Consider the following 22640-nt stretch of genomic DNA (forward strand, 5'->3'; position numbering starts at 1 on the left):
CGAGGGCGGGTCAGGCGGCGCGGCCGAGGCCATCGGCCGCCAGGGCCCGGCGGAAGTCCTCCCCCGCGTGCTCGATGGCCGTGAGCTGCACCGCCTCCCGCCGGAACACCATCGACAGCCCCCAGTCCGCCAGCACCCGCGCCTTGTGGTTGAACGTCGGCACCCACGCCAGGTGGTACGCCCGGTGCGCCAGCCACCCCAGGAACCCGGTCAGCCGGATCGCGTGCACCTGGGCCACGCCCTGGTGATGGCCGAGCCCGGCCACCGACCCCAGGTACGCGTGCCGGTACGCCTTCAGCCTGCCTCCCCTGACGTGCGCCGCCAGGTTGCGGGCCAGCAGCTTGGCCTGGCGCACCGCGTGCTGCGCGTTGGGCGCGGTGAACGTGCCCGGACGGGTCAGGTCGGGCACCGCCGCGCCGTCGCCGGCCGTGAACGCGTCCTCCAGCCCGGCCACCGTCAGGTGTTCGGTGGCGCGCAGCCGTCCGGCCTCGTCCACGGGCAGCCCGCTGTCGGCGGCGAGCGGGCTGGGCCGGCCGCCCGCCGCCCACACCAGCGTCCCGGCCGCCAGCGACGTGCCGTCCGACAGCCGGGCCACGCCGTCCTCGGCCGAGTTCAGCCGGGTCTCCAGCCGCACGTCCACGCCGCGGGCGCGCAGCGCGTCCACGGTCCAGCGGCCGAGGCCGGGGTGGAGTTCGGGCAGGATGCCGCCGGTCGCCTCGACCAGGGTCCAGCTCAGGTCGGCGGGCTCGATCCCGTCGTGGTAGCGCAGGGCCTCGTCCGCCAGGCCCTGCATCTCGGCCAGCGCCTCGACGCCCGAGAACCCGCCGCCGACCACCACGAACGTCAGCGCCCTGCGCCGCACCAGCGGGTCGTCGGTCGAGGCCGCGGCGGCGAGCTGGGCCAGGACGTGGTTGCGCAGGTGCACGGCCTCGCCGAGGCTCTTGAACCCGACCGCGTGCTCGGCCAGCCCCGGGACGGGCAGCGCGCGGGTGATCGACCCGGCCGCCATCACGAGGATGTCGTACGTGAGCGTCCTGGCCGGACCCTGGACCGGCTGGAACCGCGCGGTGCGGGCCTCGTGGTCGACGCGGGTGACGTGGCCGGTGAGCACGCGCGCGCCCTTGAGCACCCGGTTGAGCGGGGCGACGACGTGGCGGGGCTCGATCGTCCCGCCGACCGCCTCGGCCAGGAACGGCTGGTACGTCATGTACCCCCGCGGGTCGACCACGGTGACCGTCACCTCGCCCGACCGGATCAGCCGCCGCAGCCCGCGGGCCGTGTACATCCCGACATATCCACCGCCGACGATCAGAATGTGCTTGCTCATCGTCCGCTCCTCCTCATCAGGTTCTTCACCAGGAGGACGGGACAGCCCCCGCGGATGTGACAGCGGAAACCCGGGATCAGCGGAGTGAGCTGTCGCCGGTCTCCGGCAGGGCGAGCAGGCAGAGCAGGCTCAGCAGGGCCATCGCCGAGACGTAGAGGCCGACGCCCATGACGCCGAGGCCGCTGGTCTGGAGGCTGGTGGCGACCAGCGGCGGCACCGCCCCGCCCAGCACGCCGCCGAGGCTGTAGGCGACCGAGGCGCCGCTGTAGCGGAACTCCGTCCTGAACAACTCGGGCAGGTACGCCCCCATCGGCCCGAAGATCAGCCCCATCAGCCCGAGCGCGCCGGCCAGCGCCACCCCGGCCAGGACCACCGACCCGGTCTCCATCAGCGGGAACATCACCAGCCCCCACGCGACGGCGACGGCCGTGCCGGCGAGCAGGGTGCGGCGGCGGCCCAGCCGGTCGCCGGCCACCGCCGAGACGACCGTGCCCGCCGCCATGAACAGCACGCCGACCATGGTGAGGATCAGCATGGTGGTCTTCGGGATGCCGAGGGTGGCGGTGCCGTAGGACAGGCAGTAGGTGGTGGCGGTGTAGAAGAGCGTGTAGGCGACGGTCATCGCCCCGGCGGCGAGCAGCACCCGCCGCCACTGGTGGCGCATCAGCCCGGCGAACGGCACCTTGGCGATGCGGCGCTGGTCGAGGGCGGCCCGGAAGACCGGCGTCTCGGAGATCCGCAGCCGCACGTACAGGCCGACGACCACGAGGAGCAGGCTGGCCACGAACGGCAGCCGCCAGCCCCAGCCGCCGAACTGCTCGTCGGTCAGCGTCTCGCCGAGGATCAGGAACAGCCCGTTGGCCACGATGAACCCGGCCGCGGGGCCGAGCTGGGGGAACATCGCGTACAGGCCGCGCCTGCCGGGCGGGGCGTGCTCGGTGGCCAGCAGCGCCGCGCCGCCCCACTCGCCGCCGAGGCCGATGCCCTGGGTGAAGCGGAGCAGCACCAGCAGCACGGGCGCGGCCACGCCGATGGCCGCGTAGCCCGGCAGCAGGCCGATCGCCACCGTGGACAGGCCCATCACCAGCAGCGAGACGACCAGCATCGACTTGCGCCCGACGCGGTCGCCCCAGTGACCGAACACCGCCGACCCGAGCGGGCGCGACACGAACGCCACCGCGAACGTCGAGAACGCGGCCAGCCGACCGGCCACCGGGTCCATGCCGGGGAAGAACGCGGTGTTGAGCACCAGCGCGGCGGCGGTCCCGTAGATGTAGAAGTCGTAGAACTCGATCGCGGTGCCCATGAGGCTCGCCACCGCGATCCTGGTCGTGCTGGGCGCCGAGACCCGGGGGGAGGTCTTCACTCCATGTCTCACAATCCGGACTGTCATCTTGTCAAGCGATACAACGACGCTACCACCTGCGCAATGTCACACAGCCGCCCGATAGATTCGACCGCAAACGTCGCCTTTTGGGAGGACCGCACCTTGGCCGTGGAACTGGTCATCTTCGACTGTGACGGGGTGCTCGTCGACAGCGAGCGCATCTCGGTACGCGTGGGCACCGCCGCCCTGCGCCGCCTGGGCTGGACGATCGACGAGAACGAGTACGCCGAGCGCTTCGTCGGCTGCAGCAACGAGTACTGGGACGAGCAGGTCGGCGAGACGCCCCCGGGCTGGCGCGACCAGATCACCCGGGAGTACCTGGCCGCGATGGAGGCCGAACTGCGTGCCATCGAGGGCATCGAGTCCGCCCTCGACCGCCTGGACATCCCCTACTGCGTGGCCTCCAACGGCCGGCACGCCAACGTCCGCAACAGCCTGGAGCTGACCGGTCTCGCCCGGCGTTTCGACGGCCGCGTCTTCAGCGCCGAGGACGTCGCCCGCGGCAAGCCGGCCCCCGACCTGTTCCTGCACGCCGCGGCGACGATGGGGGCCGCGCCGGAGGGGTGCGTGGTGGTCGAGGACAGCCCGTTCGGGGTGCGGGCGGCGATGAGCGCGGGGATGCGCTGCCTGGCGTTCGCTGGCGGCCTGACGCCCCCCGCCCGCCTGTCCGGCCTCGGCGCCACCCTCTTCCACGACCCCACCACGATCCCCGACCTGATAGCCACCCTCCCCTGACCCCACCTTTTCCCCTGCCACCCGCCCGTGCCCGTGCGCCTCTGCCACCCACCCCTGCCCCCGTACCCCTGCCCCGCCCCTCACGCCGTCCTGACCGGCTCCTGCCTCCGCCGGCCCAGAGGGACCCGCCCCCCATCAGCCGACCCAACCAACCTGCCGCCCCGCCTCCCGACCCGCCCAACCTGCCGCCCCCTCTCCCCGGCGGAGGCAGGCGGCGGGCAGCCGGTGCCAGGCGATGGGGGTGGGGCGAGGAAACGGGCGCTGCCGGGTCTCACGAGGGCCGGTCACCCCTCGCCGCACCCGGCCGACGATCGCACCTGAACGGCCGGGGCGCGTCCAGGCCGGGCGGCCGGCAGGGTGCCGCCATCGGGGCTGCCCCCAGGCACGCGAGAAGGGACCGGTCAGATCTCGCCGTACCGGGCGGGCGGGCAGGCGGGGTCGAGGCGGTCGGCGGTGCGGCGCAGTGAGTGGGCCAGGCGCGCCCGTACGGCGACCCGCTCCGGATCCCGCCTGCGCGGCGCCCCCGGCAGGGCCGCGTCGAGCGAGCCGCGGAACCCCATCGCCGTCCGGTGCGCGAGAACCTGCATGGCATCCATCTCTCTCCTCCTTAATCAATTAAGATCTTAATCAATTAAGAACGCACCGGCAAGCCCGTTCGATACGGTTGGACGATGGCAAGGGTCACCCTGCAGACGATCGCCGACAGGCTCGGCGTGTCCCGCGCCACCGTGTCGTACGCCTTCTCCCGTCCCGACCAGCTCAGCGACGGGCTGCGGCGGCGCATCCTGGAGGTGGCCGACGAGCTCGGCTACGCGGGCCCCAACCCGACGGCGCGCTCGCTCCGGCTCGGCCGCGCCGGCGCGCTCGGCCTGCTGTTCAGCGAGACGCTGGCCTACGCCTTCGCCGACCCGTACGCGCTCGGGTTCTTCCAGGGGCTCGCCACCGCGGCCGAGGAGGCGGGGGTGGGCCTGCTCATCCTGCCGCTGCCGCACGGCGACCGGCGCAGCGACACCGTGCGCGACGCGGTGGTCGACGCGTTCTGCGTGGTCTCGCTGCCCGACGGACATCCGGCGCTGGCCGAGGTGCTGGCCAGGAAGCTGCCCGTCGTGGTGGTCGACGAGCCGTACGTGCCCGGCCATCCCTTCGTCGGCATCGACGAGCCCGCCGCCGGGGCCGCCGCCGCCGCGCACGTGCTCGGCCTCGGGCACCGCCGGGTCGCGGTGGCCATGGTCGGCCTGCACGACGACGGCCACACCGGCTGGGCCGACCGCGCCCGCCAGGAGAGCGCGGTGTTCGCGGCGATGCGCGCCCGGCGCGGCGGCTACCAGGCGGCCTGCGAACAGGCCGGCCTCGACTGGGACGACGTGCCCTTCTACGAGGTCGCCAGGAACTCGCGGGAGGCGGGCAGGAAGGCCGGCCACGCGCTGCTGCGGCTGGACCCCCGGCCCACGGCGATCCTGACCAACACCGACGTGCTCGCCCTCGGCGTCCTCGACGCCGCCGCCGACCTGGGTCTCGACGTGCCGGGCGAGCTGTCGGTCGTCGGGTTCTCCGACAGCGCGGCGCAGGAGGCGGGGCTCACCACCATCCGGCAGGCCAAGCAGGAGATCGGGGAAGCGGCCGGGCGGCTGCTGCTGTCGGGGGCCGCGGCCCGGCCGGAGCGGCGGCTGTTCCCGCACGAGCTGATCGTGCGGACCTCGACCGCGCCGCCGCCTAGCTGACCAAGGTCCGTACGAGCTGATCGTGCGGACCCCGACCCCGCCGCCGCCTAGCTGACCAAGGTGGACCCCCTGCGGGTCTTGCCCACCTTGAGCTGCACGGGGATGCGGGTACGCAGCTCGCCGACGTGGCTGACGATGCCGACCGCGCGTCCGCCGTCGCGCAGCCCGTCGAGGATGTCGAGGACGTCGTCGAGAGTGTCCTCGTCGAGGGTGCCGAAGCCCTCGTCCACGAACAGCGTGCCGACCTCTGCGCCGCCCGCCTCCGCCGTGACCACGTCGGCCAGGCCGAGCGCGAGCGCGAGCGAGGTGATGAAGCTCTCGCCGCCCGACAGGGTCGCCGGGTCGCGGTCGACCCCGGTCCAGGCGTCGGCCACCTTCAGGCCCAGGCCGCCGCCGGAACGCGCCCGGGATCCTGCGGTCTTGCGCAGGTCGTGCCGGAGCAGGTAGCGGCCGGACGACATGTGGTCGAGGCGCTCGTTGGCGGCGTCGACCACCTGCCGGAGCCGCTCCCCCAGCACGAACGACGTCAGGCTCATGTTCCACCGGTTGTCGCCGGACGTGCCCGAGGCCAGCGCCGCCATGCGTTCGGCCAGCCGGTGCCGCTCGGCCGCGGGACGCCACCGCTCGATGCGCGCGGCCAGCTCCTCGCGCAGCTCGGCGAGGCGGGCGGCTCTGGCCACGGCGCGGTCGCGCTCGCTCGCCAGCCGCGTGTGCGCCTCCTCCGCCGCGTCCCTGCCGGCCTCGGCGGCCGCCAGGTCCGGCGCGGGCTCGGCGGCCGCGGCGATCAGCTCGGGGTCGGCGAGCAGGGCGGTGACGGCCGCGTGCTGGTCGTCCAGCCGCCGCAGCAGCTCCGCCTTGCCCTCCCGCTCGGCCGGGCTCCGGTACGCCTCCTCGGCCTCCCGCACGTCGGCGAACCCCGCCTCGACCGCCGCCCGCCCGGCCGCCTCGGCCGCGGCGTCGAGCTCGGCGACCGCCGCGACCGCAGCCCGGGTGGCCTCCAGGGCCTCGCGCAGCAGCTCGGCCTCGTCGTGGAGCCTGGACAGGCGGGCCGTCAGGGTCGGGTCGCCGCCCCGGGCCGCGTCGAGCCGGGCGCCCAATCGCCCGGCGTCCGCGCTCAGCTCCTCATGTCTGGTACGTCCGGCCGCCACCCGCGCCGCGATGCGGCGTCCGCGCTCCTCCAGCTCGGCCCGCTCGCGGCCGAGCGCGGCCACCTCGGCCGCCAGCCCGGCTTCCTTGGCCGCCACCGCGGCGAGCCGCCGCAACTCCTCCTCGGCCGCGGCCAGCACCCGCCCACCGTCGACCCCGCCCGCGCCACCCGCGGTCCCCGGAAGGGAACCTCCCGCGAGAGCGCGCTCGGGGTGCACGGTTTCGGTGCCCAGGGTCTCGGGGCGCAGCGTCTCGGAGTGGAGGGCCTCGGGGTGCAAGGTCTGGGCGAGGCGGGTGTGGAGGCGGGTGCGTTCGGCGGTGAGCCGGGTGCGGTGGGCGTGGTGGGCGGCGAGCGCCTCGGCGATCTCCCTGGCCCGGTCGCGGACGTGGTCGCGCTCGCCTTCGAGGCGGTCGAGCGCGTCGGCGAGAGCGGGCTCCCGTTCGGCGGCCGACCGCAGCCGGTCCAGTTCCTCCTCGGCCGCGAGCACGCGATCGGCCGCGGTGTCGGCGGACAGCCCCTCGGTGGCCGCCGAGGCGTCGGCGAGCCGGGACTCGATCGAGGCCAGAGTACGTTCGGCGGCCTCCCGGTCGGCGGCGGCCGCCTCGTGGGCGGTCTCGGCGGCGTGCTCGTCGTCGGGCGAGGGCGCGCTGGGGGCCGGGGCGGCGGGCACGGGGTGGTGCTCCGAGCCGCACACCGCGCACGGACGCCCGTCGGTCAGGTCGCGGGCCAGCTCGGCCGCCATGCCGTCGATCCTGGCCTGACGCAGGTCGAGCCAGCGTTCGCGGGTCTCCTGGGCGCGGTCCACCAGGACTTGGTGGGCGGCGGCGGCCGACTCCAGCTCGGCGGCGAGGGCGTCGCGGCGGTGGGCGGCCTCCAGGACGGAACGGGCGGCGTCGAGCCGCGCTGAGGCGGCGGGCACGGCCGCCGCCTCGGTGCGCACCTCGGCCAGGGCGGCGCCCGCCGCGGCCAGCCGGGCGGGCAGCTCGGCCTCGGCCGCCGCCACCTCGGCCTCGCGCTGCCCAAGCGCCTCCAGCTCACCGGCCAGCATGGCGAGCTCCCGGTCGACGTCGATCAGGTCCGCGGCAGCGTCGCGCACGGCCTGGGCCGCCGGAATGCGCGCCGCGGCCACCCGCGCGCCGGCGAGCCGGCCCTCGGCGTCGGCGACCAGGCCGGGCAGGACGGCGAGCCGCGCGGCGACGGTCTCGTCGGCGCTGACCAGCTCGGCCAGCTCCTGTTCCACCCGCGACAGGTCACGCCGGACGACCGACAGCCGGGCCTCCTCGGTGAGCAGCTCGGACAGCCGCGCCAGCTCGGCCCGACGCTCCCGCTCCAGCCCCTCCAACTCCTCCACCGACGGCTCCCCGCCCCCCGGCGCCCCTCCGCCGCCCGACGCCCCTCCGACGCCCGCCAGCCCAGCGACGCCCGGCGCCCCTTCGCTGCCCGGCGCCCCTTCGACGCTCGGCAGCCTCCCGGCACTCGGCGTGGGGCGGCGGGGAAGGAGGGGGCGGGCGCGGGCCAGGGCGTCGGCGACCATGGCGCGGGCCTTGGCGGCGGCCTCGGCGCGCTGCACGGCGGCCGTGATGAGCGGGAGCACGCGGTCGGCGCGGGCGGCGTCGTCGATGACGGCCTGGAGGTCGGCGCGTTCGTCGGCGCGCTCGTCGAGGGTGCGGCGCAGGGTCAGGGCCTCGGCGTGGCGGCGGCGGCGTTCGGCGAGGGCGGCGGCCTGCTCGAACCGCGACCGCGCCGCGCGTACGGCGTCGCCCGCGGCGGCGTGCTGCTCCTCGCACCGGTGGACGACGGCCCGCGCCGCGTCCAGCAACGCACCGGCCCATCCCAGCGGATCCTCCGCCGCCGACGGCGGCCCCCCGTCGTCCAGCGCAGACGGATGCGACGACGCGGCGGCAAGGGCGGGATCAGAGGGGGGCAGCGCGGCAGAGAGGACGGGCCCGGCAGATTCCGGCGCGGAAGAGATGGCGGGCCCGGCAGGCTGCGGCCCGGAAGCGAGAGCGGAATCGGCGGGGTGGGGCGTCGAGGGGAGGAGAGGGCCGGCGGCTTCCTGGAGGCGTTCGACGGCGAAGGCGACCTCGCGCCCCAGCTCCTGCTCCTCCCGCCCCGTGACCCGCCGCCGCTCGGCCAGCCACGCCTCGGCCTGGGTGAACACCTTGACGGTGAACAGCCGCTCCAGCAGCCGGGCGCGGTCGTCGCCGTCGGCGCGCAGGAACTTGGCGAAGTCGCCCTGCGGCAGCATCACCACCTGGCAGAACTGCTCGGCGTTCATCCCGAGCAGCCCGCCCACCAGGTCGCCCGCCTCGTCGAGCCGGGTCGTGAGCCCCTGCCAGGCCTCCCCGCGGCGCTCCTCGACGACGACCTTGGCCTTCTCCTCGGTGAACCCGGTGCCGCGCAACTTGGGACGCTGCCACGAAGGCGAGCGCCGGATGCGCAGCGAGCGGCCCCGGATCGTGACCTCCAGCGTCACCGAAGGGCCGGCGCCGGCGGGCGCGTGGTCGCAGCGCAGGCTCCGGGCGCTGTTGCGCTGGCCGGGCACGACGCCGTAGAGGGCGAAGCAGAGCGCGTCGAGGATCGTGGTCTTGCCCGCCCCGGTGGGCCCGTGGATGAGGAACAGGCCCGCCTCGGTGAGGGCGTCGAAGTCGACCGTCTCGGTGCCGGGGAAGGATCCGAAGGCCGTGAGGGAGAGCCGGTGAGGCCGCATCTACGCCATCGTCTCCTTCACGCGCGACGCCTCGACCGCCTGTCTCAGCAGGTCTTCCTCCTCGGGCGCGGCGGGCTCGCCGCGCACCTCGCGGACGAAGTCGAGGGCGACCTCGGCCTCGGGCCGCCCGCTGACCCGCACCGGCCCGGCGGCGGGCGCCGCGCCCACCGGCTCGAACGACAGGGCCAGGGCGTGCGGGAAGCGGGCCCGCAGCCGGTCCATGGCCTGCTTGGGACGGACGGCGTCGGTCAGGGTGATCTGCAGCCAGTGGTCTTCGTAGGCGGCGAAGGCGGGCAGGGTCAGCAGGTCGTCGAGGTCGCCGCGGAGCCGCCCGACCGGCCGGGGCACGGGCGCGGGCACGAACTCCGCGCCCGAGCCGAGCGTGACCAGCCAGCAGCCCTTGACGTGGCCGGTCTCGGAGAAGGAGTAGGCCAGCGGGGAGCCGGAGTAGCGCACGGTCTCGGACATGCGCTGCCGCCCGTGCAGGTGGCCGAGCGCGACGTAGTCGACGCCGTCGAAGGCCGACAGGGGGACGTGGGACACCCCGCCCACGCTGATGTCGCGCTCGCTGTCGCTGGCCTGCCCGCCGGTCACGAAGCAGTGGGCCAGCACGACGGCGGCCCGGTGGCGGACGGCGTCGGCGCGCACGCGGCTCATCGCGTGGGAGATGGCGGCGGTGTGGCCGCGGTCGGGCAGCTGCCAGGGGGTGCGCACCAGCTCGGGCTCCAGGTAGGGGATGCCGTAGAAGGCGACGTCGCCGACCAGCACCGGCTCCCACGACTGCGCGGGCTCGGTGCGGACGTGCACCCCCGAGGACTCGAACAGCGCCGACCCGAACCCGAGGCGCAGCGCCGAGTCGTGGTTGCCGCTGATCAGCACCACCCGCGCCCCGGCGGCGCGCAGGCGGGCCAGCGCGTCGGAGAGCAGGGCCACCGCGTCGACCGGCGGCAGGGCGCGGTCGTAGACGTCGCCGGAGACGGCCACGACGTCGACCCGCTCGGCGCGCACCGTCTCGACCAGGTGGTCGACGAACGCGGCCTGCGCCCCTAGCAGGCTCTCCCGATGGAAGGAGCGCCCGAGGTGCCAGTCGGAGGTGTGCAGGATCCGCATGTCGCAGGAAGCTAACATCTCTCACCGACAAATGCGGCCCCTCCTGTCACAGAAGCCGGGAGTAGGCTGGATGATCAGCGGGCAAACCAACGCACATGGGGAGGCCGATGCGCACTGGCCGTGGCACCTTGAGCGTCGCCGCCGGCCTGGTGCTGGTGGCTCTCGCGTCGGTCGGCTACGTGTTGCCGCCCGCGTTCGACCCGCCGCCGCTGAAGGCGGATCCGGCGTTCGCCGCGATTCCCCCGCAACCGGCCGACGAGCTGCGCCCGGTGGTGGCGGCCACCGGCGTGCGGCGGGAGGAGATCTCGCTGCCGGCCGAGGGCCAGCGCCTGGAGGGCACCTTACGCGTGCCGCTCTCGCCCGGCCCGCACCCGGCGATGGTGTTCGTGTCGGGGTCGGGCAACGGGTCGCGGACGGAGTTCACGCCGCAGGCGGAGTTCCTGGCCAGGGCGGGCGTGGCGACGATCGCCTTCGACAAGCGGACGGTCGGCTACGACTTCCGCGACCGCGACTTCGGGCTGCTGGCCGACGACGCCCTGCGCATGGTGGAGTACCTGCGCACCCGGCCGGAGGTGGACGCCTCGCGCGTCGGGCTGTGGGGGGTCAGCGAGGGCGGCTGGGTCGTGCCGATCGCGGCGGCCAAGAGCGCGGCGGTGGGCTTCGCGGTGCTGGTCTCCTCGCCGAACGTCTCGCCGCTGCGGCAGGTCGCCTGGGCCCTGAACGAGCAGCTGCTGCGGCTGCACGCCCCCATCGGCGCCCGCGACCTGCTGACCAGGGCGATGGGCGGCGTCGGCTTCACCTTCCTGCGTTACGACGCGATGCCGGCCTTACGTCAGGTCAAGCAGCCGGTCCTGGCGTTCTACGGCACGACCGACCCCTCGATCCCCTTCGTGGAGTCCACCAAGGCGCTGGTCACGGCGCTCACCGAGGCGGGCAACGACCGGTACACGATCCGCTTCATGGACAAGGGCGACCACGCGATGCGGGTCAACGGCGGCCCGTTCACCAAGGGCTACCTGGAGACGCTGGCCAACTGGATCACCGGCCTGCCGGCCACCGCCAGGCCGTCGGCGCACATGGCGGGCAGCACGCCGGTGCAGCGGTTCGAGGCCAGCGACGTGCCCGCGGCCCCCTGGTACGCGGGCGGCACGATGCTCGGGCTGACCATCTGCCTGGCCGCCGTCGGGTACGTGGCCGGCCCGGTGGCGGCGATGGTCGTGCGGCTGCGCGGCCACGGCAGGCAGCCGGTCGAGACCAACGCCCGGCTGTGGCCGCCGATCAGGCGCAGGCTGCGCAGGATGGCCTGGACGGGCCTCGGCCTGCTGGCCTCGGTCGTGGCGTTCATCATGCTGCTGGTGCTGTTCTCGGTGAACCAGGCGGGCGCCTGGCCGGCCGTGCTGGCGGGCTGGCTGGTGGTCCGCGTGCTGGCCGTGCTCATGCTGGTCCAGGAGGTCACGGCGGTGGCGGCGTACGTGTCGGCGCTGCGCGAGGGCATGCAGCCCACCCGGTGGCAGTACGTGGCGATCGGCGGCGTGCTCGGCGGCACCGGGCTGCTGCTGGTGGCGGCGGCCTACTACGGCCTGTTCTCGTTCCCCTGGTAGGAAGTGCCTGGTAGGAAGTGCCTGTCAGGAAGTGCCCTGGTAGGCGTTCATCCAGCGGTCGAGCTCGGCGAAGACCTGCTTGCGCGCAGGCTCGGCCGACAGCACCAGGTCGTGCACGCCGTCCTGGATCCGCACGCAGGTGACGTGGGGGCCGATGGAGGTGGCCCAGCGGGCCATGTGCTCGGGGTCGAGCACGATGTCGGCCGATCGGGCCTCGGGCACGAAGTCGCGTACCCGCAGGCCCGTGGAGGAGGCGAGGACGAGCACCGGCACGTCCACCCCCAGCCCGCGGTGCAGCCGCCGCTGGGCCCGCCGGATGGCGGCCAGCCACATGGCGTGCACGGAGAACCCGACCAGCGGCTTGAGCTCCAGGTCGTAGTCCCATTCGCCCTGTTCGGTGCGGTGCAGGCTCTGGCCGTAGGCGGTGCTGATGCCGAGGGGCAGCGGGCGCCGGACGTAGGACATCGGGGTCTTGAGCAGGTCGGCGGCCAGCCGGAGCGGGGCCGGCACGTTGAGGTCGAGGAACGGGCTGTTGAGCACGAGCCCCTGCACCAGGCCCCGGCCGCGGACCCGGTCGGCCCACAGCGCGGCGATCAGGCCGCCGGTGGAGTGGGCGTTGACGGTCAGCTCGTCGTGGTCGCGGCGGATGAGGCGGACTGCCTCGTCGATCTCGGGGAAGTGGTCGGTGACGCTCCTGATCAGCCCCCTGGTCTGGTGCGGGAGCAGTGAGCGGCCGTACTTGCGCAGGTCGAGGGCGTAGAAGTCGATGCCGCGCTGGACGTAGTGGTCGGCCAGATGGTCCTGGAAGAAGTAGTCGGTGAACCCGTGGACGTAGAGCACCGCCCTGCGCGAACCGGTCTTCCTGGAGATCAGGGTCGCGACGACCTCGCCCTCGAAGTCGGGCTGCATGGGGAGAACGGTGATCTCGTACATATCAGACAGAATATGGATTGTCCGGCCATGTGGGGACGCCAGGCGGAAGGTCGGTGCTCACCTTCATCGGGAAGTCGGCCGGACGCTTCTCCAGGAACGCCGTCACCCCCTCCACCGTGTCGGCCGCGCCCCCGAGTTCGGCCATGAGCCTGGAGTCGGCGGCGTGCGCCTCCCACGGCGAGGCGGCCGACAGGCCCGACCACATCAGCCTGCGCACGGCGGCGACGGAGACGGCCGAGGTGTTGTCGGCGATCTCGCGGCCCAGCGCGTACGCGGCGGGCAGCAGCTCCTCGTCCGGCAGCACCCGCGAGACCAGGCGGCCCTCCAGCGCCTCGGCGGCGGGGAAGATGCGGCCGGTCACCGCCCACTCCATGGCCCGGGAGATGCCGACCACCCGGGGCAGGAACCAGCTCGACGCCGCCTCCGTGACGATGCCGCGCCGGGCGAACACGAACCCGAACCTGGCGCTCTCGGCGGCCAGCCGGACGTCCATGGGCAGCGTCATCGTGACGCCCACGCCCACCGCCGGGCCGTTGATCGCGGCGATGACGGGCTTGAGCGAGGCGGCGATCCGCAGCGCGACCGTGCCCCCGCCGTCGCGCGGCGCGCCCTCGACCAGCTCGGCCTCCGCCCGGTGGCCGAACGTCCCCCCGCCGCCGCCCAGGTCGGCCCCGGCGCAGAAGGCCCGCCCGGCCCCCGTGACCACCACCGCGCGCACGTCGTCGTCGGCGTCGGCGAGGTCGAAAGCGCTGATCAGCTCGGCGCGCATGGTCAGCGTGAACGCGTTGAGCCGCTCGGGGCGAGACAGCGTGATGGTGGCGACGCGATCGGCCACGTGGTACTCGATCTCGGAGAAGGCCATGACCCGAATCTTATTCGGTTACCGATGTTCACCCTCCGATAAAGACATATTTCGCATCCAATGCGTAGGCTGCCCGCGCTGTCCGTGCCTGGGGGTTACGGTGGAGTTCGGGGAACGGGGATGCCGTGCAGGGTAAGGAACCGGTGAGCGCGGGAGCGGTCCTCGGCTGGCTGGCGCTGTCGGCGCTGGCGCCCGGGGCCGCGCATCTGCGCGCCGGCCGGCGCACGGCCGGCCTGATCCTGCTGTCGTGCTACTTCGCCGGCCTGCTGGCGCTGCTGGCGCTGGTGCTGACGTCCGACAACCTGCTGGGCTCGCTGACCCAGGACTCGTGGCTGACCGGGATCGTCGTCGGCGCCGCGGCGCTGGGCGTCGCCTGGTTCGCGGTGATCGTGCACTCCTTCGTGGTGCTGCGTCCAGGGCGGCTGCCGCAGAACGGGCAGATCCTGGCCGGCACCCTCGCGGGGCTGCTCGCCGTCGCCGTGGTGGTGCCGTTCGGGCTGGTCGCGCAGAACGTGTGGACGTACCAGCAGACCCTCGGCGACATCTTCACCGGCCCCGAGCCGGTCGAACCCGCCGTCCCGGCCGGGCAGGAGCCGCCGCAGGACCCGTGGGCCGGCCGGGACCGGGTCAACATCCTGCTCCTCGGGGGCGACGCCGACGACAACCGCACCGGCGTGCGCACCGACAGCATGAACGTGGCCAGCATCGACGTGAAGTCCGGCAACACCGTGCTGGTCAGCCTGCCGCGCAACCTGGAGAACGTGCGCTTCCGTCCCGGCACGCCCATGGCCCAGCGGTTCCCGGACGGTTTCCGCCTGCCGCCCGACCCCGGCGGCGGTCGCAGCGACCTGCTCAACAGCGTCTGGGAGTACGCCGACGCCCACCCGGAGATCTTCGGCGGCCGCCGCCAGCAGGGCCCGCAGGTGCTCATGGACACCATCGGCTACACCCTCGGCCTGCAGATCGACTGGTACGCCCTGGTCAACATGTGGGGCTTCGCCCGGCTCATCGACGCCATCGGCGGCATCACGCTCACCGTCGAGCAGGACGTGGTGTTCGGCAAGTACAACGAGGGCCTGGTCAAGGCCGGCACCAGGAAGCTCAAGGGCGCCGACGCCATGTGGTACGCCCGCTCGCGCACCTTCAGCGACGACTACACCAGGATGCGGCGGCAGCGCTGCGTGCTCGGCGCGCTGCTGGACCAGGCCGACCCGGCGACCGTGCTGGCCCGGTTCAACCGGATCGCGCTGGCCACCAAGGAGCTGATCAGGACCGACATCCCGCGCTCGATGCTGACGAACCTGGTGCCGCTCGCGCTCAAGGTCAAGAACGCGAAGGTGACGAGCCTGCAGTTCGTGCCGCCGCTGATCCGCACCGGCTACCCCGACTGGGACAAGATCCGCCGGCTGACCGCCAAGGCCGTGCGCGACTCGGCCGCGGCCACGTCCGCCGTCGCCGCCTCGGCGACCCCGTCGGCGGCCCCGTCGGCAAGCGCGTCGGCGAGCGCGTCGGACACGGACGGCCCCGCATCCGGGAAGTCCGCCAAGCCCTCCGCGCCGCCGACCAAGGGGCTCACCGAGGGATGCGGAGCGGGTTGAGCCGGACGCCCCGGTGACCCGGCCACGGGTGGCATGCTGGGGGCACCGGCAGATCTGGAGGAGATTCGCGATGTCCCACCCCCTCGGCAGCTCACCCGCCGTCCGGCGCACCCCTCTCGACGCCGACGAGAGAGTGCGGGCGGAGGCGGGTTTCGTCCCCCTCGTGGCCCAGCAGCTCGCCGAGAACGGCCGGTTCAGGGTGAGCGCCGACAGCCCCGAGCTGGTGGAGGTGTTCCAGGGGGTCGCCCGCAAGGTGGGCGAGCTGCTCGGCCGGCCGGTGGTCAGCTACTCCAACGGCCGGTACATGGTGATCGCCTTCGCCCAGGACTCACCGGCCGGCTGAGGCGTGACTGCGGTCCAGGAGGGCGCGCAGGATCCGGTGGGGGTGCGTCCACAGCAGCGCGCCGCCGGCGCCGGGCACGACGTGCCGCACGGCTCCCGGGATGCGGGCGGTCAGCCCCTCCCCCAGGTCGGGCGAGTGGGTGGCGTCGAGCTCGCCGTACCAGACGTCGACCGGCGCCGTGATCGACGACAGGTCGAGGTCCCAGCGGCCCATCGCCAGGACGGTGTCGCGGGCGTAACCGGCCGGCCCCTGCGCGAACGCCTCCCCCAGCGCCTCGCGGTATCCGGCGGCGAACTCGGGCCGCTGGTAGACGGCCAGGTCGCAGGCCGGGCTGCCGCCCATCACCAGGTCCCACATCGCCTGCGGGGTGAAGCCCGCGAAGATCCGCTCGGCGGCCTGCGGGTCGTGCGTGGACAGCTCCGTCAACTGCCGCAGCTCGGCGGGCAGCGCGCCGGCGAAGCGCGGGTCGGCCACCTCGTCGGCGGCCGAGACCAGGGCCAGCGCGCCGGTCACGCCGGCGGCGGCGCAGGCGAGCGCGAACGGCGCGCCCTGCGAGTTGCCCACCATCGCCGGACGCCCGAGGCCGCGCAGCCCGGCGAAGACCTCGACGTCGGCGGCGAAGGCGGCGAACGTGCGGCCCGGCGCGGGGGTGGAGGCGCCCAGGCCGGGCCGGTCCAGGGAGATCAGGCGCACGCCGAGGTCGTCGGGGGCCGCCGCGCCCATGCCGAGCCGGCGGCTGGTGGCGGCCCCCGGGGAGAGCAGCACCGGCCTGCCGTCCGGCGGCCCCCACTCGGCCCAGCCCAGGAGGCGGCCGTCGGGCAGCCGTTCGGCGCCCGTGCGGGCAGGAGGTGCGACCAAGGTGTCCATGCGCCCATCATCCCGCGCGCACCTCGGGGTGTTTCCACCGGTTTTCCGTGGCACGCCGGGTCGCCCGGCGGGTGAATCCGCAGGTCATCCTGCACACTGGGCTTGTGCTCATCGATCTGGCCCCGCCCTTCGAAGGGCGTCACTGTGAGACGACCACCGCCGGCGCGCTGCTGCGGCACACGGGCGTGGAGCTGTCGGAGTCGATGCTGTTCGGGCTGGGTGAGGGGCTGAGCTTCATCTACTGGGACAGCGGCTCGCTGGACGTCCCGCTGATCGGCGGACGGGTCAAGCCGCACGCGCTCACCGAGAAGCTGGCCGCCGCGCTCGGGTGCACGCTGGACACGCAGGAGACCTCCTCCCCCATCACGGCCTGGTCGAACGTCCGCCGGCACCTCGACGAGGGCACCCCCGTCGGGATCCGGCTCGACTGCTTCCACCTCGACTACGTCAGGACGCCGTACCACTTCGGCGGCCACTACGTGGCGATGATCGGCTACGACGAGGGCCACGCCCACCTCGTGGACACCGCCCAGCACGGCACCCGCAACCGGGTCCCGCTCGACTCGCTCGAACGGGCCCGCGCGGCGACCGGGCCGATGACGGCGCACAACCTGTCGTACACGCTGGGGCCGTGCGCCGAGCCCGACCTGCCACAGGCCGTCAGGACGGCCGTCCGGTCCACCGCCGCCGCCTTCCTCAACCCGGCGATGAGGAACGTCGGCTACCGGGGCATCGAGCAGGCCGCCGCGCTCATCCCCACCTGGCTGGAGCGCGGGCCGACCGCGCAGCTCACGCGTACGGCCAACCTCATGGAGCGGGGCGGCACGGGCGGCGCGTTCTTCCGCAACCTCTACACCGAGTTCCTGGCCGAGGCCCAGATGATCGCGCCCGGCAAGGCCCTGGAGACGGCCTGCCAGGCGTACATGGCGCTGGCGCCCAAGTGGAGCGAGGTGGCCGACCTGCTGGCCCAGGCCGGCGAGACCGGCCGGCAACAGCCGCTGGACCAGGCGGGGGCGCTGCTGTACGACCTGGCCGTGCGCGAGCGGCTGGCCATGGAGACGCTGTACGAGGCGGCGTAGCGGGAGCGGGGCCCAGCGGGGTCAGCGGGGGCGGCGGGGCGCCGACCGGGCCGCCGTCCTCGCGGCCGGACGCGATCACCAGCAGCGTGCCCCCTGGCCGGACGAACCCGGCCACGCTCTCGTGGCGCGGGCGTGCAGCTCCTCCGGGAGTGCCTGCACGGTCATGATCTCCACCACCAGGTCGAAGACGTGCCGCCAGGCGGCGGGCGGGTCGAGCAGGTCGGCGGTGACGTAGTCCACGGGGCTGTCCGGGAACCGCTCGCGGGCCAGGCGCACGGCCGACGCGCTCACGTCGAAGGCGACCGTCTCGTGACGGGCGGCCAGCCGCCTGGCGTCGGCGTCGGGGTCGCGCTCGGTCATCGGATCTGCGGGCCGGTCATGCGTGGAAGGACTCCTTGGCCAGGCGGCCGAGGCGGGTCTCGTCGATCGTGTGGCCCAGGCCGGGCTGGGTGAGCGGGACGGCGATGACGCCCGCGTTCGCGCCCACCAGCGGCGTGACGATCTGGTTCTGCTTCGGCGGCTGGGTGACGTCGCACGGCAGCGTGCAGCCGGGCAGGCTCGCGACCGCCACCGTGGCCGCCCTGGCCAGGCCGGCCCCCTGGCCGCCCGCGCACTGGATGTCCCAGCCGGCGGCGGCGGCCCGGTCGTGCGCCCGCCGGGCCTCCGACAACGACGGGAAGGCGGTGGGGCGCAGCAGGAGCACCCTGGCGGCGCGCAGGGTCAGGTAGTCGTCCAGCTCGGCGGTCGAGCGCACCTCGACGGCGACCGAGGCGGCCACGTCGTCCTGGAGCGCGGCGTGCGCGTGCACGTCGCCGAGCGGGAAGGGCCGCTCGATGACCTCCAGGCCGTAGGAGTCGAGGGCGACGAGCTGGCCGCGGTCGGTGTAGGCGTTGCCGCCGTCGACGGCCAGGGTCAGGGCGGGGTAGGCGCGCCGCACCGCGCGGACGGGCTCGACGTCCCAGCCGGGCCTGATGTCGAGGGTGACGTGCCCGTAACCGGCGCAGACCTGCTGGTTGACGCGGGCGACCAGGCTCTCGACGGACGGGTCGGGCGCCAGGCGCACGGTGGCCATCACCGAGGTGCGGGTGCCGCCGATCGCGTGCGCGAGCGGCACGCCGCGCATCCTGGTCCACAGGTCCCAGCAGGCCATGTCGACGGCCGGATCGCCGCTCGGCACGGCGTCGGGGTGCTCCCAGTCGACGCCGATCAGCAGCGCGGCCAGCGACTCCTCCAGCCGCGACCAGGCCTTGGGCTCCGGCGAGACGGCCTCGCCCCAGCCGGTCATGCCGCCGTGGTCGGTGAGCTTGACGAGCAGGCTCTCCGACCTCGCGCCGTACGGCAGGACCAGCCGGAAGACCTCCAGCTCCCGCACTCGCGGCATGAACCCCCCTTAAGCCATGACGAGAGAGTCGTCGCGCCTGGTGAAGGCCATCCACGCCGATGCGTTTGGCAGCGTTCTCAGCACTATGACGTTCTCATCACTATGACGCGGTCCCTTCCATAGTGCCTGCCTTGGCGGACTGCACAAAACGGGGGGCCAGCACGACGGCCAGGACGGCGAGCACGACGGTGAATCCGAGCCCCACGGCGTAGTTCTCGCCCGTGGCGGTGAACAGGGCGCCGCTGACGGCGACGGCCACGACGGTGAACACCGACTCGCCGACGCCCACGGCCGCGCTGTTCTGCCCTTCCTCGCCCTCCTTGGACATCTCCAGCACCAGCACGGACACCGTGGGGTGCAGCGCGCCGATGCCGAGGCCGGAGACGGCCATGGCGACGTAGGCGATCGCGATGGGCAGGGAGTCGACGAGCACGAGCGACACCAGCGCGATGCCGACGGCGATCATCGCCGCGCCGCCGCGGATGGCGGCCATGTGGCTGATCGCGCCGCGGCCCTTGATCCAGGAGCCGGTGGACCAGCCGAGCGCCCCCACCGTGAGGACGACGCCCGCGCCGGTGGCGGTCAGGCCGCGCTCCTTCATCAGCATGAGCGGGATGAGCACCTCGGCGGCCATGAGCGAGCCGTAGGCCAGGCCGCGCAGCACGGGGGCGGTCGGCAGGCCGCGGGCGGCGCGCAGCGAGCCGGGCAGCAGCAGCCTGGGCAGGGCCACGGCCAGCAGGACGACGCCGGCCACGAGCAGCGGCAGGCCGTCCAGCTTCGCGGCGCTGCCGTACTGGATGAGGGCGGCGGCGACGGCGGTCAGCGTGGCCCAGACGAGCTTGCGGCCGATGCCGGGAGCCGGTTCGGCCGAGCCGCGCTCGGCCGAGCGGCCCGCGGTGCCGCGCCACAGCAGCAGCGCCGCCGGGATGACCAGCGCCGAGACGCCGAGGAAGATCCAACGCCAGCTCACGTTCTCCACGACGAACCCGGCGATGGCCGGGCCGATCATGGAGGGCACCACCCAGGCGGCCGAGAACAACGCGAACACCTTGGGATGCATGGCCCCCGGGAAGACCCGGGCGACCAGCACGTACAGGGACACCTGGATCAGTCCGGCGCCGAGCCCCTGGATGAACCGCCCGGCGACCAGCACCTCCATCGTGGGCGCGAACCCGGCGACCAGCAGCCCGGCCACGAAGGCGACCACGCCGACGGCGATCGGCTGCACCGGCCCCCGCACGTCGCTCCACCTGCCGCCGAGCACGGTCGCGATCACGCTGGCCGCGAGGGTGGCGCTGAAGGCCAGGTTGTACAGGGGCATGCCGTCCAGGTCGCGGGCCACGATCGGCATCGCGGTCGCCACCGCCATCGCCTCGAAGGCCACCAGCATGACGAGCGCGACCAGGCCGACGCTGAGCGCCCGGTACTGCGCGGACAACACCCCGGCGGGGGCCGGGGCGAGGTCCTCGATCGGATCAACAGTCGTAGTCATGACGGTAAAGCTACGGGGAAGCCCGGCCCGGCACATCGGGCGCGGGGCCTAGGCAATTGGGCCTAAGGCATGCGCGACTCGATGCCGTCGAGCAGCAGTTCCAGGCCGTAGCGGAACCGTTCCTCGCCGTCGGCGGCGACCAGGTCGTCGATGTGCTCGACCAGGTAAGGGAACCGGTCCGCCGGCAGGGCGCGGTAGTAGTCGGCGATCTGGCCGGTGAAGGAGGCGAAGTACTCCTCCGGCGAGGACACGCCCGCGGCGCGCATGCGGCTGATGTGCACCGAGCCCTCGTAGGCGTCGCCGATGAGGTAGAGGGACAGGCGGTCGAGGCACAGGGCGGCCTCGCGCGGCGGCATGCCGGCCTCCAGCAGCAGCCCGTAGACGAACTCGCCGGCGCGCAGGGAGTTGCCGCCCGTGGGGATGTTCGCCAGGGCCGCCCTGGCGACGTCGGCGTGCCTGTTCAGCACTCGGTAGACCTCCAGCGCGTACGACCTGAGCTGGTCCTTCCACTGGCCGGCGTCGGGCTCGGGCAGCCGGATCTCGCCGAGCACCCGGTCGTAGACCAGTTCGAGCAGCTCCTCCTTGTTGGCCACGTGCGCGTACAGCGAGGCGGGGCCGGTGTCGAGCTCCTGGGCGACGCGTCTCATGCTGAGCGCGTCGAGCCCTTCGGCGTCGAGGACGCGCAGCCCGGTCTCGACGATGAGGTCCTGGCTGAGCTGCCGCCTGATCTGCGGTTGCTTGCGTGACTTGCGCCACGGCGGCACCGGCACGACTTCTTCCTTGCTCCCCATGGCGAACACTGTACTTGACACGAACGCTGTTCGCCACTAAAACGGTGTTCGTAGACGAACAGTGTTCGTCGATAAGAACAGCGTTCTGAAGGAGTTCCTTGTGACAATGACCAATGCGGGGCAGGCCACGGAGGCCGTCGCGCCCTACCGGTGGCGCTGGGCCGCCCTCTTCGTGATCCTGGCCGCCGAGGTGATGGACCTGCTCGACGCGCTGATCACCACGATCGCCGCTCCCACCATCCGCGCCGACCTGGGCGGCAGCGACAGCCTCGTGCAGTGGCTCGGCGCCGGCTACACGCTGGCCATGGCCGTCGGCCTGGTCACCGGCGGGCGGCTCGGCGACCTGTTCGGCCGCAAGCGCATGTTCCTCATCGGCGCCTTCGGCTTCACCGCCGCCTCGCTGCTGTGCGGAGTGGCGGGCAGCCCCGAGATGCTCATCGCCAGCCGCGTGCTGCAGGGCCTGTTCGGCGCGGTGATGTTGCCGCAGGGGCTGGGGCTGATCAAGGAGATGTTCCCGCCGCAGGAGATCGGCAAGGCGTTCGGCATGTTCGGGCCCGTCATGACGATCTCGTCGGTCGGCGGCCCCGTGCTGGCCGGCTGGCTGGTCGACGCCGACTTCTTCGGCACCGGCTGGCGCATGATCTTCCTGATCAACCTGCCGATCGGCCTGGCCGCCGCGGTGGCCGGCATCCGCTACCTGCCCGAGTTCCGGCTCTCCAACGCCACCAGGCTCGACCTGGTCGGCGTCGGCCTGGTCTCGGCCGCCGGGTTCCTGCTGATCTACCCGCTGATCCAGGGCCGCGAGCTCGACTGGCCCGCCTGGACGTTCGTCTCGATGGCCGCCTCGCTGGTCGTCTTCGTCCTGTTCGGCAGGTACGAGTCGCGCCGCGCCGCGTCCGGCAAGGACCCGCTGGTCACGCCCAGCCTGTTCCGCAAGCGGGCCTTCTCCGGCGGCCTGGTGGCCGGTCTGGCGTTCTTCTCCGGCATGATCGGCCTCAGCCTGGTCTTCAGCATCTACATGCAGGCCGGCCTGCACTTCAGCCCGCTCAAGGCGGGCCTGGCCAGCCTTCCCCAGGCGGTCGGCGGCGTGCTCGGCTTCGGCCTGGCCATGTCCGGGCTCCAGGAGAAGCTGGGCCGCGGGCTGCTGCAGATCGGCGTGGTCGTCATGGCCGCCGGCGCGGCCGTGCTCGGGGTGACCATCCACCTGGCCGGCACCGACGTCGGCGTCTGGCAGCTCGCTCCCGGGCTGGCGCTGGTCGGCATCGGCATGGGCCTGACCATGGCGCCGTTCTTCGACATCGTGCTGGCCGGCGTCGAGCCGCACGAGTCGGGGTCGGCCTCGGGCACGATGACCGCCGTCCAGCAGCTCGGCGGCGCGCTCGGCACCGCCGTGCTCGGCACGCTCTTCTTCAACCTGCTCAGGCACGAGTGGAGCTTCGGCTCGGCGATGCAGGTGACCGTCTGGGTCGAGATCGGGCTGCTGGCCGTGACCTTCGCCCTGTCGTTCCTGATGCCGCGCAAGGCCCGTCCCGAACAGGCCGGCCACTGAGCGCTGA

The 22640-nt window shown here is 73.7% G+C and carries 19 protein-coding genes; 7 read left to right on the forward strand and 12 right to left on the reverse strand.

Annotated features, from left to right (window positions below; genetic code table 11):
- Nucleotides 1–10: 10 nt before the first annotated feature.
- Nucleotides 11–1327, reverse strand: coding sequence for an NAD(P)/FAD-dependent oxidoreductase (locus ACIBQ8_RS10350; protein ID WP_397191760.1), 1317 nt, complete (start codon nucleotides 1325–1327; stop codon nucleotides 11–13).
- Nucleotides 1328–1403: 76 nt separating this feature from the next.
- Nucleotides 1404–2693 (reverse strand): MFS transporter, encoded by a 1290-nt coding sequence (locus ACIBQ8_RS10355; protein ID WP_397176103.1) that lies wholly within the window; start codon nucleotides 2691–2693, stop codon nucleotides 1404–1406.
- Between the two features lie 129 nt (nucleotides 2694–2822).
- Between ACIBQ8_RS10355 and ACIBQ8_RS10360 the strand changes: the two genes are divergently transcribed.
- Nucleotides 2823–3449 (forward strand): HAD family hydrolase, encoded by a 627-nt coding sequence (locus tag ACIBQ8_RS10360; protein WP_397191958.1) that lies wholly within the window; start codon nucleotides 2823–2825, stop codon nucleotides 3447–3449.
- Nucleotides 3450–3850: 401 nt separating this feature from the next.
- Here ACIBQ8_RS10360 and ACIBQ8_RS10365 read toward each other — a convergent pair whose 3' ends face one another.
- Complete coding sequence (locus tag ACIBQ8_RS10365; RefSeq protein WP_397191761.1) at nucleotides 3851–4045, reverse strand: hypothetical protein; 195 nt, start codon at nucleotides 4043–4045, stop codon at nucleotides 3851–3853.
- Nucleotides 4046–4120: 75 nt separating this feature from the next.
- Here ACIBQ8_RS10365 and ACIBQ8_RS10370 point away from each other — a divergent pair, with 75 nt between their 5' ends.
- Nucleotides 4121–5170, forward strand: a complete 1050-nt coding sequence (locus tag ACIBQ8_RS10370; protein ID WP_397191762.1) for a LacI family DNA-binding transcriptional regulator — start codon at nucleotides 4121–4123, stop codon at nucleotides 5168–5170.
- A gap of 47 nt (nucleotides 5171–5217) precedes the next feature.
- Here the strand turns inward: ACIBQ8_RS10370 and ACIBQ8_RS10375 are convergent, their stop codons facing one another.
- A complete protein-coding gene (locus ACIBQ8_RS10375) occupies nucleotides 5218–9027 on the reverse strand; it encodes an AAA family ATPase (protein WP_397191763.1) in 3810 nt (1269 codons plus the stop codon).
- Nucleotides 9028–10137, reverse strand: a complete 1110-nt coding sequence (locus tag ACIBQ8_RS10380) for an exonuclease SbcCD subunit D (RefSeq protein ID WP_397191764.1) — start codon at nucleotides 10135–10137, stop codon at nucleotides 9028–9030.
- 107 nt (nucleotides 10138–10244) lie between these two features.
- Here ACIBQ8_RS10380 and ACIBQ8_RS10385 point away from each other — a divergent pair, with 107 nt between their 5' ends.
- Nucleotides 10245–11738, forward strand: coding sequence for an alpha/beta hydrolase family protein (locus ACIBQ8_RS10385; RefSeq protein ID WP_397191765.1), 1494 nt, complete (start codon nucleotides 10245–10247; stop codon nucleotides 11736–11738).
- Nucleotides 11739–11762: 24 nt separating this feature from the next.
- Here the strand turns inward: ACIBQ8_RS10385 and ACIBQ8_RS10390 are convergent, their stop codons facing one another.
- Both ACIBQ8_RS10390 and ACIBQ8_RS10395 read right to left on the reverse strand, forming a co-directional pair.
- Nucleotides 11763–12671 (reverse strand): alpha/beta hydrolase, encoded by a 909-nt coding sequence (locus ACIBQ8_RS10390; protein WP_397176111.1) that lies wholly within the window; start codon nucleotides 12669–12671, stop codon nucleotides 11763–11765.
- Nucleotide 12672: 1 nt separating this feature from the next.
- Nucleotides 12673–13533 (reverse strand): enoyl-CoA hydratase-related protein, encoded by an 861-nt coding sequence (locus ACIBQ8_RS10395; protein ID WP_397176113.1) that lies wholly within the window; start codon nucleotides 13531–13533, stop codon nucleotides 12673–12675.
- Between the two features lie 143 nt (nucleotides 13534–13676).
- Between ACIBQ8_RS10395 and ACIBQ8_RS10400 the strand changes: the two genes are divergently transcribed.
- Together ACIBQ8_RS10400 and ACIBQ8_RS10405 are read left to right on the forward strand one after the other, a co-directional pair.
- On the forward strand, nucleotides 13677–15131 hold the full coding sequence (locus ACIBQ8_RS10400; protein WP_397191766.1) for an LCP family protein: 1455 nt from the start codon (nucleotides 13677–13679) through the stop codon (nucleotides 15129–15131).
- Nucleotides 15132–15201: 70 nt separating this feature from the next.
- Entirely contained in the window at nucleotides 15202–15474 is a 273-nt protein-coding gene (locus ACIBQ8_RS10405; RefSeq protein ID WP_397176117.1) for a hypothetical protein, read from the forward strand.
- Here ACIBQ8_RS10405 and ACIBQ8_RS10410 read toward each other — a convergent pair.
- A complete protein-coding gene (locus tag ACIBQ8_RS10410; protein ID WP_397191767.1) occupies nucleotides 15460–16341 on the reverse strand; it encodes an alpha/beta fold hydrolase in 882 nt (293 codons plus the stop codon). The genes ACIBQ8_RS10405 and ACIBQ8_RS10410 overlap by 15 nt on opposite strands.
- 104 nt (nucleotides 16342–16445) lie before the next feature.
- Between ACIBQ8_RS10410 and ACIBQ8_RS10415 the strand changes: the two genes are divergently transcribed.
- Nucleotides 16446–17420, forward strand: coding sequence for a BtrH N-terminal domain-containing protein (locus ACIBQ8_RS10415; RefSeq protein WP_397191768.1), 975 nt, complete (start codon nucleotides 16446–16448; stop codon nucleotides 17418–17420).
- Nucleotides 17421–17495: 75 nt separating this feature from the next.
- On the opposite strand, the gene ACIBQ8_RS10420 is transcribed toward ACIBQ8_RS10415, so the two are convergent.
- From ACIBQ8_RS10420 to ACIBQ8_RS10435, 4 genes are all read right to left on the reverse strand, one after another.
- Nucleotides 17496–17780, reverse strand: a complete 285-nt coding sequence (locus ACIBQ8_RS10420; protein WP_397191769.1) for a methyltransferase domain-containing protein — start codon at nucleotides 17778–17780, stop codon at nucleotides 17496–17498.
- Nucleotides 17781–17796: 16 nt separating this feature from the next.
- Complete coding sequence (locus ACIBQ8_RS10425) at nucleotides 17797–18801, reverse strand: enolase C-terminal domain-like protein (RefSeq protein WP_397176123.1); 1005 nt, start codon at nucleotides 18799–18801, stop codon at nucleotides 17797–17799.
- Between the two features lie 100 nt (nucleotides 18802–18901).
- On the reverse strand, nucleotides 18902–20293 hold the full coding sequence (locus tag ACIBQ8_RS10430) for an MFS transporter (RefSeq protein WP_397191770.1): 1392 nt from the start codon (nucleotides 20291–20293) through the stop codon (nucleotides 18902–18904).
- A gap of 62 nt (nucleotides 20294–20355) precedes the next feature.
- Nucleotides 20356–21084, reverse strand: coding sequence for a TetR/AcrR family transcriptional regulator (locus ACIBQ8_RS10435; RefSeq protein ID WP_397176126.1), 729 nt, complete (start codon nucleotides 21082–21084; stop codon nucleotides 20356–20358).
- 106 nt (nucleotides 21085–21190) lie between these two features.
- Between ACIBQ8_RS10435 and ACIBQ8_RS10440 the strand changes: the two genes are divergently transcribed.
- Nucleotides 21191–22633: a DHA2 family efflux MFS transporter permease subunit gene (locus ACIBQ8_RS10440; RefSeq protein WP_397191959.1), complete on the forward strand. Its 1443-nt coding sequence runs from the start codon at nucleotides 21191–21193 to the stop codon at nucleotides 22631–22633.
- Nucleotides 22634–22640: the final 7 nt, after the last annotated feature.

It is taken from the genome of Nonomuraea sp. NPDC049646 (assembly GCF_044465525.1).
Classification (GTDB): Bacteria; Actinomycetota; Actinomycetes; order Streptosporangiales; family Streptosporangiaceae; genus Nonomuraea.

Bases quoted from the DNA above. Each gene is read 5' to 3' on its own strand.
- ACIBQ8_RS10395 (WP_397176113.1), bottom strand. From the start codon at position 13,533: ATGGCCTTCTCCGAGATCGAGTACCACGTGGCCGATCGCGTCGCCACC.
- ACIBQ8_RS10430 (WP_397191770.1), bottom strand. From the start codon at position 20,293: ATGACTACGACTGTTGATCCGATCGAGGACCTCGCCCCGGCCCCCGCC.
- ACIBQ8_RS10365 (WP_397191761.1), bottom strand. From the start codon at position 4,045: ATGGATGCCATGCAGGTTCTCGCGCACCGGACGGCGATGGGGTTCCGC.
- ACIBQ8_RS10405 (WP_397176117.1), top strand. From the start codon at position 15,202: ATGTCCCACCCCCTCGGCAGCTCACCCGCCGTCCGGCGCACCCCTCTC.
- ACIBQ8_RS10440 (WP_397191959.1), top strand. From the start codon at position 21,191: ATGACCAATGCGGGGCAGGCCACGGAGGCCGTCGCGCCCTACCGGTGG.
- ACIBQ8_RS10385 (WP_397191765.1), top strand. From the start codon at position 10,245: ATGCGCACTGGCCGTGGCACCTTGAGCGTCGCCGCCGGCCTGGTGCTG.
- ACIBQ8_RS10375 (WP_397191763.1), bottom strand. From the start codon at position 9,027: ATGCGGCCTCACCGGCTCTCCCTCACGGCCTTCGGATCCTTCCCCGGC.
- ACIBQ8_RS10370 (WP_397191762.1), top strand. From the start codon at position 4,121: ATGGCAAGGGTCACCCTGCAGACGATCGCCGACAGGCTCGGCGTGTCC.
- ACIBQ8_RS10350 (WP_397191760.1), bottom strand. From the start codon at position 1,327: ATGAGCAAGCACATTCTGATCGTCGGCGGTGGATATGTCGGGATGTAC.
- ACIBQ8_RS10410 (WP_397191767.1), bottom strand. From the start codon at position 16,341: ATGGACACCTTGGTCGCACCTCCTGCCCGCACGGGCGCCGAACGGCTG.
- ACIBQ8_RS10420 (WP_397191769.1), bottom strand. From the start codon at position 17,780: ATGACCGAGCGCGACCCCGACGCCGACGCCAGGCGGCTGGCCGCCCGT.
- ACIBQ8_RS10380 (WP_397191764.1), bottom strand. From the start codon at position 10,137: ATGCGGATCCTGCACACCTCCGACTGGCACCTCGGGCGCTCCTTCCAT.
- ACIBQ8_RS10390 (WP_397176111.1), bottom strand. From the start codon at position 12,671: ATGTACGAGATCACCGTTCTCCCCATGCAGCCCGACTTCGAGGGCGAG.
- ACIBQ8_RS10425 (WP_397176123.1), bottom strand. From the start codon at position 18,801: ATGCCGCGAGTGCGGGAGCTGGAGGTCTTCCGGCTGGTCCTGCCGTAC.
- ACIBQ8_RS10435 (WP_397176126.1), bottom strand. From the start codon at position 21,084: ATGGGGAGCAAGGAAGAAGTCGTGCCGGTGCCGCCGTGGCGCAAGTCA.